General features: G+C 60.9%; 6 protein-coding genes. 2 read left to right on the top strand and 4 right to left on the bottom strand.

All coding sequences use genetic code 11. The features are described 5' to 3' along the window. Nucleotides 1-129 precede the first annotated feature (129 nt). From mdoH to pip, 4 genes are all read right to left on the bottom strand, one after another. Complete coding sequence (gene mdoH / locus I5S59_RS17525; protein WP_197877727.1) at nucleotides 130-2,703, bottom strand: glucans biosynthesis glucosyltransferase MdoH; 2,574 nt, start codon at nucleotides 2,701-2,703, stop codon at nucleotides 130-132. Continuing rightward, on the bottom strand, nucleotides 2,696-4,411 hold the full coding sequence (locus I5S59_RS17520) for a glucan biosynthesis protein G (protein ID WP_332262084.1): 1,716 nt from the start codon (nucleotides 4,409-4,411) through the stop codon (nucleotides 2,696-2,698). Before I5S59_RS17520 ends, mdoH begins: the two co-directional genes overlap by 8 nt. 262 nt (nucleotides 4,412-4,673) lie before the next feature. Continuing rightward, a complete protein-coding gene (gene dtd / locus I5S59_RS17515; RefSeq protein WP_197877726.1) occupies nucleotides 4,674-5,111 on the bottom strand; it encodes a D-aminoacyl-tRNA deacylase in 438 nt (145 codons plus the stop codon). Further along, a complete protein-coding gene (pip, locus tag I5S59_RS17510; RefSeq protein ID WP_197877725.1) occupies nucleotides 5,108-6,079 on the bottom strand; it encodes a prolyl aminopeptidase in 972 nt (323 codons plus the stop codon). Before pip ends, dtd begins: the two co-directional genes overlap by 4 nt. A gap of 181 nt (nucleotides 6,080-6,260) precedes the next feature. Between pip and I5S59_RS17505 the strand changes: the two genes are divergently transcribed. Together I5S59_RS17505 and I5S59_RS17500 are read left to right on the top strand one after the other, a co-directional pair. Next, nucleotides 6,261-11,030 carry a leucine-rich repeat domain-containing protein gene (locus tag I5S59_RS17505; RefSeq protein WP_197877724.1) on the top strand — a complete coding sequence of 1,590 codons (4,770 nt, stop codon included), beginning with the start codon at nucleotides 6,261-6,263 and terminating at the stop codon, nucleotides 11,028-11,030. Next, nucleotides 10,943-11,770, top strand: a complete 828-nt coding sequence (locus I5S59_RS17500) for an NEL-type E3 ubiquitin ligase domain-containing protein (RefSeq protein ID WP_197877723.1) — start codon at nucleotides 10,943-10,945, stop codon at nucleotides 11,768-11,770. The genes I5S59_RS17505 and I5S59_RS17500 overlap by 88 nt, the downstream gene beginning before the upstream one ends. The last annotated feature ends 5 nt before the right edge of the window (nucleotides 11,771-11,775 follow it).

Genomic DNA, 11,775 nt, shown 5'->3' with positions numbered 1-11,775 from the left:
CCCCCCCCCCTTTTAATCCCCCCCCCCCCCCCGCCCACCCGTGGTCCCGGGGGCCGGGGGGGGCGGGCATGGCGCTACACCCCCGGGGCCCCCGCCCCGGGGGCGGGCGGCCCCCCCCCCGGCGATCAGTCAGGCACTGGCCAATGAAGGCTGTGCCACCGGCTCCGGGTGCAGCGGCAACAGCGGCGAGTGCGGGTCGTTGGCGATCGAACGACGCCAGCCCCCCAGCCAGGCTTCGTTCTGCTCGCTCCAGACACGGCTGTGCAGACGCGCCAGGGCCACCGGATCACTCAGCAGGGCCAGACGCGTAGCGCCGTCCAGGCCCGCCGGGCCGACCTCCAGTGCCTTGTCGATGCGCTCGGCACGCAGCGACTCGATCGGCGCCGCGACACCATGGCGAGCCGTTGCCAGCGCGCAAGCCAGCGCGTTTTGCTGCGGATCGACCACGGCCCGGACGAAACCGTCATGCAGGGCATGCCAGCGGTTTTCGTGGGTGTAGCGGTCGGTTGCCAGCAGTTCTTGCGGCGTGGCGTATTCCTCAGGGATCAGGAACAGGCTCTCGTCCCGGGCACGCAAGCCCAGGTGCACGCGGCTGGAAATCACCGACACCGGGATCGACAGCATCAGCGAGCCAACGATCGGCACCAGCCACCACAGGAAGCTTGGGTTCAACCAGGCCACCAGCAAGGCCCAGGCCACACCCAGCAAGGTTTGTGGGCCATGCCGGCGTACCGCTTCGCTCCACGGCGTGGAGTCGTCGTCACGCTGCGGCGAGTTCCAGGTTGCCGCCCAGCCAAGGAACGCGGCCAGCACGAAGCGGGTGTGGAAAATCATCCGCACCGGCGCCAGCAGCATGGAGAAGAGCATCTCCAGCAACATCGACAGGGTCACCTTGAAGCGTCCGCCGAACTCCTTCGCACCTTTGGCCCAGATCAGGATGACGCTGAGCAGCTTGGGCAGGAACAGCAGCACGATAGTGGTGGAGAACAGCGCAATGGCTTTTTCCGGGTGCCACTGCGGCCACAACGGATACAGCTGGCGCGGCTCAAGGAAGTACTGCGGCTCCATCAAGGTGTTGGTCGCCAGCAACGCGGTCGACAGCACCAGGAAGAAGAACCACAACGGCGCCGACAGGTACGACATCACCCCGGTGAGGAACACCGCACGGTGCACCGGGTGCATGCCCTTGACCAGGAACAGGCGGAAGTTCATCAGGTTGCCGTGGCACCAGCGCCGGTCGCGCTTGAGCTCGTCCAGCAGGTTCGGCGGCAGCTCTTCGTAACTGCCCGGCAAATCGTAGGCAATCCACACGCCCCAGCCGGCACGGCGCATCAGCGCTGCTTCAACGAAGTCATGGGAGAGGATCGCACCGGCGAACGCGCCCTTGCCCGGCAACGGCGCCAGGGCGCAGTGCTCGATAAAGGGCTTCATGCGGATGATCGCGTTGTGCCCCCAGTAGTGCGACTCGCCCAGCTGCCAGAAGTGCAGGCCGGCGGTGAACAGCGGACCGTAGACACGGGTCGCAAACTGCTGCATGCGCGCATACAGGGTGTCCATGCCCGACGCTTTCGGCGCGGTCTGGATGATCCCGGCGTCAGGGTTGGCTTCCATCAGCCGCACCAGGCTGGTCAGGCATTCGCCGCTCATCACGCTGTCGGCGTCGAGGACCACCATGTAGCGGTACTCGCTGCCCCAGCGACGGCAGAAGTCGTCGAGGTTGCCGCTCTTGCGCTTCACACGGCGACGGCGACGGCGGTAGAAGATCCGCCCGAAGCCTTTGGCCTCGCGGCAGACTTCCAGCCAGGCCTGTTGTTCGGCCACCGCAATATCGGTGTCGTTGGTGTCGCTGAGTACGAAGAAGTCGAAGCGGTCCAGGTCGCCAGTGGCGGCCACCGATTCGAAAGTGGCACGCAAACCGGCAAACACCCGTGGCACATCTTCGTTGCAGATCGGCATGACCAGGGCGGTACGGGCACCCGGCTCGATCGGCTCGTTACCGGCACTGCTGCCAGAAATGCGGTATTTGTCGCGGCCGGTCAACAGTTCGAGAAAGCCCATCAACGCGGTCCAGAAACCCGCCGAGACCCAACAGAAGAGGATGCCGAACAGAATCAGGATGCTGGTCTGCAACGCATACGGCCAGACCTGCGTGGCGGTCTGCCACAGCGATTGCTGCATGATTTCGTCGAGTTCGACGAACGACCAGCCCTGATACGGCAGGATGCCTTTCATGTACCAGCCAGCCACGATGGTCTGCCCGAGCATCAACGCCAGCAGAATGTAGCGGCGCATCGAGCCGACCCAGCGCCAGCGCGCCTTTGGCAGCTCACGCTTGACGGGTGGCGGCGCATTGGTGCGCCCGGTCAGGCGACGCCAGGCGCGAACCAGGATATTGGTACGCCATGGCTCGGGAATCACCCGGGTGCGCTGGATCGGCGGCGTGGCCTTGAGGCACAGCCGGCCGCTGGCATCGACACCGAGCATCTCGGCGTCTTCCATGTCTGCGGCGCTGCCCAGCGTCAGGCGCTCGCCTACCGAAGCCTGGACGGCTTCGGCATCAAATACACCCGGTTTGCTGGACAAGCGTTGGTGCAACTCACTGAACGAGTTGCAGCTGGCAAGTTCTGCCCGCTGCTCATCGCTCAGTGGTAGGTGGGCCAGGTACTCGCCAAGCGATTCTGGCCGTATTTGAGAGTTACTCATCGGCAGGCAACTGATAGCTCCAGGTCTCGGTCAACACCTGTTCGGTGGTGGCCGGTGTCCCGGTGGTGGACGCCGCGTCGGCGGCAGGTTGCTCGGCAGGCTTCTCGGCCTTGGCAGCTTTGGCAGCGGCCTTGTCCTGTTTGGCCGGTTTTGCTGGCTTGGCAGGCTCGACCGGAACATCACGCAGCAGCGCTGCACGCATTTCCACGTTCTTGCTCGGGTCTTTGACCTTCAACCGCAGGGTCAGGCGCCAGCCTTTGATTTCCGGGTTGTAGCGCAGGTTATTCTCGACCAGTTCAGCGTTGTCGTCGACGCTCACCTGACTACGGACCGCCGTGTCTTCTGGCAGTTTAGCCAACGCCGGGCCTTCGAAATCGACCAGGAAGGCCAGGCTGCCGTCTGGCTGGCGGATCAGGTTGGATTGCTTGACGTCACCGGTCGAACGCAGGGTCTGCTTGACCCAGCCCAGGTTCGGCGAATGGAAGTCGGACTCGTCGATGGTCCAGTGCAGGCGGTACGCGTACTCGAACGGCGTGCCTGGCTCCGGCAGCTTCTCCGGGCTCCAGAAGGCAACGATGTTGTCGTTGGTCTCGTCGGCCGTCGGAATCTCGACCAGGTCGACTGTACCCTTGCCCCAGTCACCGACCGGTTCAATCCAGGCGCTTGGACGCTTCTGGTAGTTGTCATCGAGGTCTTCGAACTGACTGAACTCGCGCTGACGCTGCAGCAAGCCGAAACCACGCGGGTTCTCGACGCTGAAGTTGCTCACGGCCAGGTGCTTCGGATTGTTCAGCGGGCGCCACAGCCACTCGCCATTGCCAGCATGGATCGACAGACCTTCGGAGTCGTGCAGCGCCGGACGGTAGTTGAGCACTTTCGACGGCTGGTTGCCGCCGAACAGGAACATGCTGGTCAGCGGCGCAATGCCCAGACGGCTGACGTGATCACGCAGGAACACCTTGGACTTGACGTCGACAATGGTGTCGCTGCCGGGACGCAGGGTCAGCTTGTAGGCGCCGGTGGAGCGCGGCGAATCGAGCAGCGCATAGATCACCAGGTGCTTGTCGGCCGGCTTGGGCTTTTCGATCCAGAATTCGGTAAACCGCGGAAACTCTTCGCCGGACGGCAGGGCGGTGTCGATAGCCAGGCCACGGGCGGACAGACCATACACATGCCCCTTGCCCACTACCCGGAAGTAGCTGGCACCCAGCAGGGTCATGATTTCATCCTGCTTGTCGGCCTTGTTGATCGGGTACAGCACCCGGAAGCCGGCATAGCCGAGGTTCTCGGTGGCCTTGGCATCGAACTGCAGGGTGCCGAAGTCGAAACGGCTCGGGTCGTACTTGATTTCGTCGACCGAAGTGGCAGTGACTTCGTTGATTTTCACCGGCGTGTCGAAATGCATGCCCTGATGGTAGAAGGACAGCTTGAACGGGGTCTTGTCGTTGGCCCATTCGGCTTTTTCCGTCAGGAAACGGATCTGCTGGTAGTCCCCGTACTTCATGTCACGGAAGACGGCCGGCAGGTTGCTTTTCGGCGCTTCGTATTTCTGCCCGGCAAGATCCTTCGCCTTGGCGGCAACATCGTCAAGGTTGAACGCCCAGAGCTGGCCTGCACTGAGCAGGCTGACCAGTGTTGCGCCTGCCAACAAGGCCTTGCGCAGCCGATTGCCGGGAGTTCTTGGTGCATTACAGGGACTTACAATCACGAGCAACCCTCGCCGAAAACAGATCTAAAGAACCAACGGCCAGCGACAAATGCCAGGTTGGCGAGCACTGTTCGGACTCCGAAAGGGCGCAATGATTCCCCAAACGGTTCCAGACAGGCTCAAGTCAGAGTGAAACGGACCCACGAACGCAGGTCCACATAGCGCGCGATTATCCAGCAGGCAGCGTTACAACGCATCAGGGCAAACGAACTATTTCTGCTACAAACCCCCTTGTTTTCCTACAAACAGGGGTTTTTTGCCATCATATTTGTAACATAAATGTTACAGGGCCATCATTGACCAGGTGCACCTGCATGTCAGCGCCAAATTGGCCGCTGGCAACTGTGGTGTGCAGTTCCTGTGCCCGCCCTAATAGATAGTCGAAAAGCTCCGCGCCGAGGGCCGGTGGCGCCGCCGTGGAAAAGCTGGGGCGCAGGCCGCTCTGGGTGTCGGCGGCCAGGGTGAACTGCGACACCAGCAGCAAACCACCGCCAATTTCCTTGAGCGACAGGTTCATTTTGCCTTGAGGGTCGCTGAACACCCGGTAGTTGAGCAATTTGTGCAGCAGCTTGTCGGCATGGGCGCGGGTGTCGCCGGGCTCGACCGCTACCAGCACCAGCAGCCCCTGGTCGATAGCGCCGACAGTCTGACCGTCGACATCCACCCGCGCACCGCGCACCCGTTGAAGCAACCCCTTCATGCTTCTTCCAGTGGCAAGTCGAGCAGGCGACGGGCCATCTGGTCGGCGGCACGCACCAGGGCATCGGTGATACCAGGCTCGGAAGCGGCATGACCGGCATCGCGAATCACCTTCAGCTCACTGTTCGGCCAGGCCTGGTGCAGTTCCCAGGCATTGTCCAGCGGGCAGATCACGTCGTAGCGGCCATGCACGATAACTGCCGGCAGGTGGGCGATCTTCGGCATGTCGCGGATCAGCTGGTCCGGCTCGAGGAACGCGTTGTTGGTGAAGTAATGGCATTCGATGCGGGCGATCGACAAGGCGCGTTGGGGCTCGGAGAAACGATCCACAACCAGTGGGTTGGGCCGCAGGGTCGCGGTGCGCCCTTCCCAGGTCGACCAGGCCTTGGCGGCATGCATCTGGGCGATCTGGTCGGTACCGGTCAGACGCTTGTGGAAGGCCTTGACCAGGTCGCCGCGCTCTTCTACCGGAATCGGCGCAATGTAGTCCTGCCAGTAGTCCGGGAACAGGCGGCTGGCACCAGCCTGGTAGAACCACTCGATTTCCTGCGGGCGGCAGAGAAATATGCCGCGCAGGATCAGACCGTGGACGCGCTCGGGGTGGGTCTGGGCATAAGCCAGCGCCAGGGTCGATCCCCAGGAGCCGCCGAACAGCACCCACTTTTCGATGCCCAGGTGCTTGCGGATGCGCTCCAGGTCTTCGACCAGATGCCAGGTGGTGTTGTTCTCCAGGCTGGCGTGAGGCGTGGAGCGACCACAGCCGCGCTGATCGAAGGTAATGATGCGGTACAGGTTGGGATCAAAGTAGCAACGGCTCTGGGCATCGCAACCCGCGCCCGGACCACCGTGGATGAACACCACCGGCAGACCTTCCGGCGAACCGCTCTCATCGACATAGAGCACATGCGGTGCTTCGACGGCCAGATCGTGCCGGGCGTAGGGTTTGATCTGCGGGTACAGGGTCTGCATTGCGCACTCCGTGTGGGAATTATTCTGCCGTTGGGCATCATAAACCTGAATTGTGCTTTGAGCATGTTCTCGTCGCTTCGAACGCCAACCTTCGAAGGTCCACCGAACGTAAATATCTACCACACTCGTGCTGTTCGCTTGAACATAGTCGTTGAGCCTTCCACTTAGCATAGGGCTCATCATGACCTTGGAAATTGACACCAACATCCCGCATGCGCTGATCACCGGGAAAACCCCCGACTGGTTGAAAAGCGCGCCTCCATCGACTCATGCCTTGATGAAACAGGTAATGAGCACGCGTACATCGATGCTGGAACAGGCTTGCCAGGCTCAACCCGCCATCGCCAAAGCACTGGCTACCGGGCATGAGCGCCTGCAAACAGCCATGACCCAGGTACAGGCCCTGTATCAAGCCTTGCCAAACCTGGAGGCATTCGCAAAAGAACAGCTGACCACGGCCATCAAGGAAACCTTTGGCTTCGAGGTGGACATCACCAACAGCTACCTGCTGGACGTCAGGCAACTCGAGGCTCAACCAGGACAGGATGTGGAGACCTACAAGCACGCCCCCCGCTCCCTGCTGGACAGTGCATTGCGAAACTTCGAAGCCGGGGCAGCCACGCCCGGTGGAATGGACAACGACAATGCCCTGCTCAAGAAGTCGGTGATCCTCGACCACAAGGGGTTCATGGGCACAGTACCAATCTCCAATACCCTCGACATGGCACCCGAGCGGTTTGCCCGCATGTGCCGTGAATTGGATATCGGTGGCCAGTACCAGGCAAAACTGCATGCTATTTACTACAGCGACATCAAGACCGGTGCGAGCAACCAGGCGACCTTCGAGAAAATTGCCGAGCTGGAACATTGCACTTTCACACAAAGCCTGCACCTTGCCCGGCTGCAGAATGACATCAGTCAAAGCCTCTACGTGGCTGCCCTGGCGTTGCCTCTGGACGTTCCGGCGCAATCCTCCATCCTGACGTTCAGTGTCATCTCGCTATGGGATGTGCAACTGACGCGCATGCGCCTGTTCGATTTCAGACCCACCGATGGGGAACACTCGGTGGCGCTCTATATTCCCGGTGATCCCGAGGCACCGCTGAGGGAATTCGCATCGCCGGCGGAAAGCGAACAATGGCTGCGTGACCGCTTGCTCAGTGACATCAGGTACCTCGACCACTGCATGAAAGAGCGCGACAAGGTCCAGTTGCAGGCCAGGTTGCTGGACCGGTTGATGCCGTTGGCGCTGACGGTGAAAGGCACGCATGAACGCGCCGTAGATCCACTCGCGAAGTTGCACCTGCAAACACGCCAGTTGAGTGGCTCCCTGTTGCAGGGGCTGGTCACGGAAAAGGTCTTCCGCCATGAAGAAGACGCCGCCTTCCACGCCATACCTACAACGATCATCGATACCATCACTGCGGTTAAATACCGCGAGCATTTGCTGCAAAAGGCCCTGACCACACTCAATATCGCCGGCTTTTTCGTACCTGCGGTCGGCGAGGTCATGTTGGGTGTCTGTGCACTGCAACTGGCTTACGAGGTCTACGAGGGTATCGAAAGCTGGGTCCATGACGATCAGCAACAGGCTTACCAGTACATGCTGGACGTAGTGAAAAACGTGGCGGAGATGGCCGCATTCGCGTTGGCCATCAAAGCGGTGGGGGACGGTCTGGGTGCGGCTGTCGATGGATCGAACCCGCCAACGCCCTTACCTGAACCCATGCCGGTGGAAACACCTTCATTTATTGAAGAACTCGAAGATGTGGAACTGTCGGATGGTCAGGCCAGGCTCTGGCGAGCTGACCTCAGGCCCTACGCCCAGTCCATCGACATTCCCGACTCGCTACCGCGAGACAACCTGGGGCTGCGTCATCACCAAGGCAGAGCCTGGCTGCAACTGGACGACCAGGTTTACTCGATCGTGCGCTCAGCACAGGCCGATAGTTACCATATCGAACATCCTACCCGGGTAAACGCCTACCAACCTGCGCTACGCCACAATGGCGCAGGCACCTGGTTGCACCCGCTGGATCGCCCCGAGCAATGGCAGGAGGTCGAACTGTTGCGACGCTCGGGGGGACACAACGGAGAGCTCGACGAAGCCAACGTGCGGAATATTCTGCAAGTCAGCAACATAGAAGAGGATGTGCTACGCCAAGTGCTCTGCGAGAACCAGCGCCTGCCTGGTCAGCTGCAAGACACACTGACCCGCTTCGACTTGTATCGCAGGATCGAACAGGCAAGCCCGCAGAAAGATCCGGGGACGATCAACAGCGACTTCCAGCAGCAATACCGGAGCCTGCCCGCAAGCCAGGCACCGGGCGCCGAGAGGATCTACACGCGCTATCCGCAGCTTCCTACCCCGGTGACAGAAGAACTGCTGCAACATGCTACCGCTAACGAACTGGAGGAACTGAGCAACGGTAAAATTCCCAGGCGCCTGGCCGCTGAAGTTCGCCTGCTCCAGCAGCAGATCAGGCTCAACAGGGCTTATGAAGGGCTGTACCTGGACGGGTTGCGCAACTGGGACACCGATCGGTTGGTACTCCACACCCTTGAGCAATTACCCGGCTGGCCAGCGGATCTTGGCATCACCGTGGAACAGCGCATGTACTCACCCAACCAAAGTGCCCGCATCGGCCCCGATGCTCCGCAGGGGCCAACAATCATCAGTGCCCGGGCCGGCTATATACTGATGCGCAGCGAAACCTCCGATGCACCGCTTAACGCCCACGCCTCGCTGCATGGCGCCCTGTTCGAAGCACTCAGTGAATCGCAACGTGCGACGCTGGGGATCGATGACGAGCAGGCACTCAAGGCATTGACTCTACAAACCGACTTGCTGCCACGCCCGGCACTCAGGCAGATACTGGGCATGCAGCCGTTGGAGCCTGGTTTCCGCTCGCCCATGCGCCTGGCCGACGGGCGTATAGGCTACCCCTTGGGCGGCACTCGCCCGCGTGCCAACAGCATCTCACGTCAAACACTGCTCGCCAGGATCAGGCAGATCGGTCTGTACGCCCCCACGCCACGTCCTGCCGAGCAGACCCTGGCAGCACTGGAGTACCGCAACCTCGATCGCAACGCGATAAACAACCTGCTCGACAGCCTGCTGGAGCAACGCAGCCAATTGCAGTCCAGCCTGAGTAACTGGCGGCAGATGGCGGCCGTTTTGCCTAGCTACAACGCTAACGACTTTGAGCAAATGGCGAATGCCATCACTCAGCATTGGTATGATCGAGCCTTTGCAGCAAACGGCAGCGTGGCGGCACCCTTGCGCCTGGAGCGGTTATCACTGCTGGACTTTCCCCTTGAGTTGCCGGCGTTCTTGACCGCAAGCGTCAGCGACTTGCAACTGCTCGAAATCCAGCCTGACCGTTACGAAAGCGTGCGCGCGCACACACCACGCCTGATCAGTCTTCTCAGGCAATTCTCCGGTTTGAGAACACTGGAAATCAGCCGCGCCTACCGGCAAGAGGCACCACCTTCGCCATTCCAGTTCAGCTTGCCGTTGATTGCAGAGTGGCTACCTTCGCTGCAGTCGCTTAGCCTGACTAACCAGAACATTCAGATTTCCACGTCAGATATCGACAGCCTCGCCAGCCTGGCCGGCCTGCGCCACCTGGACCTCAGCGGAAATCACGTCTCCGAGGACTACCCGCCCAACTTCAGTGACTTGAGGCTGACGTATCTAGGCCTCGACAACATGCAACTGCAACACTGGCCGGACGGACTCGCCTACAGTAGCGCGTCCCGCATGCAACAGATCTCTCTGCGTAACAACCGGATCACGCTACTGCCCCACTTCTTGCTGGAAAGCAGCTTCGGCGTCACCGAACACCCTGAGATCTTCTTGCAAGGCAACGCTATCAGCCATGACCACATGCTGTCCGTAATGCTCAACCAGGACGGCTTTGGAACACGCTTCGAGTGGGACCAGCCCGATGCTTTCCGTGAACGCCTCAATCAGCAACTGGAGCTGCGCCAGACGCTGCACGACCTACTCGACAACTACGTCAATGCTTCCTCCTCGACCACGGTGGTCAGCCAGGCCGTGCTGACCGGCCGATCGCGCATAGCTTCGGCGCTGCGGCAATTCTGGAGCAGCCAGGAAACCAGCCAGCTCAGCATGCCGCTGCGTCTTACAGGTGTGGCACTGGATCTGATCCCGACGCGATTACCCGCATTCTTCACTGAGCGAGTAATCAATCTGAGCCTCGAAAATGTCAGCGGTACCACCGAACAATTGCAAGCTCTGCTCAGGCGTTTCCCTCGCATGACCCGCCTGACCCTGGACACTTTCGTGCGGGCACCCCAAGACCTGCCAATGGCGCTGCGGGATTCTTCCCAGCTCACCTACCTGGCACTGCGCAATGTCGGGCTGGAGGTCGATCAGCCCTTCATGGACGCGTTGGAGCCACTGGAACAACTCGAAGTGCTGGACCTCAGCAACAACCGCGCGGGCTCGGTCGACAATGCCCCCCGCACACTCCTGCGATTGCGGCGCCTTGAACTCAACGAAATGGGGCTTGAGCAGTGGCCAACCTGGGTGAATCGCCTGCTGCCTCTGGAGATGCTCGACCTGAGCGATAACCGGCTCACGGAGCTGCCGAGTTTCATCCTGGAAACCTCGATAACAACGTGCTCATCAGCACGATCGGCCTCCACGGCAATCCCCTGGCGGAAAATGTGGTTCACCGTGCCCGCGTGGCATCGGAGAGCCGGAGCAGCTACACGCTCAGGTTCGATGCCCTTGACGCTTGGTACGAGGACCTGCTCAACGAGTATCGCGGCGAGTTTGGGGGGCTGGCTATCGAAGACACGCCCCAGCTCACAGACTGGCTCCAGCTATCAGAAGTGGAAAACCAAGCCCTGCGCGACACTTGGGAGCAACTTGAGGAAGCAGGCGATGCCCAGGACTTGCTTGCCCTTGTCGGCCGATTGAAAAACACCTCCACCTACCAGAATGGCGAAACTCGCGCAGCGTTCTGTACAAGGGTGCGCAAGGTGCTGGTCAGGGCATTGCTCAACGCAGACGATCGGGCGCTATTCAACATCCAGGCCAGCGAAGCCTTGACCCGGGAAGACGGCAGCCATACCTGCCATGACGGCGCGCTGCTGACCTTCAAGAACATCGAGTTCTTCATCGCCAGCGAACACTTGCAGTTCGATGGCGCGGACAACGAGGCGAACCTGTACCGTGAGCTGCGCCGTCTGTATCGGGTGCACACGGTGGATGAGCTGGCCACGCGGGAAGCCGGCGACCGGGATGTAGCCGAGGTGCGCCTGACTTACCTTCGTGAACTGAACGGACCACTGCAACTTGGCCAGCCCGTGGACAGGCTGCTCTATGCGATCAACCCCAGTGTCGAGGAATTGATCGATGCAGAGTTGCAGGTTCAGCGTGGCGAACTCGGCGAGGACTTCCTGCGTTTTGCCGCCGCCAACGATGTGTGGGTCCAGCATTTGCGCCAGGCCCACGCTGAGCGCTTCGCGCAGATCGAAAGCAGCTACCGGGACCAGGTGAATGCTCTGACCGAGCGCTATCCAGGACGATCACTGGATGAACTGACTGAAGAGTTCAACGCCCTGGAGCGAAGCCGGCAAGTCCGCGAATCACACCTGATCCGCGAGCTTACCGCCTTCGCTGACCCTGATCGCAGGCCACGCGCTTCAAGCGAATAACCCGG

The organism is Pseudomonas alkylphenolica, assembly GCF_016009175.1.
Lineage (GTDB): Bacteria > Pseudomonadota > Gammaproteobacteria > Pseudomonadales > Pseudomonadaceae > Aquipseudomonas > Aquipseudomonas alkylphenolica_B.
Note: the sequence above shows the minus strand (reverse complement) of the source record. Positions and strands in the feature narration are given on the sequence as shown.

Coding starts and splice junctions, on each gene's coding strand:
- dtd (WP_197877726.1), bottom strand. CDS start 5,111: ATGAAGGGGTTGCTTCAACGGGTGCGCGGTGCGCGGGTGGATGTCGAC.
- pip (WP_197877725.1), bottom strand. CDS start 6,079: ATGCAGACCCTGTACCCGCAGATCAAACCCTACGCCCGGCACGATCTG.
- mdoH (WP_197877727.1), bottom strand. CDS start 2,703: ATGAGTAACTCTCAAATACGGCCAGAATCGCTTGGCGAGTACCTGGCC.
- I5S59_RS17505 (WP_197877724.1), top strand. CDS start 6,261: ATGACCTTGGAAATTGACACCAACATCCCGCATGCGCTGATCACCGGG.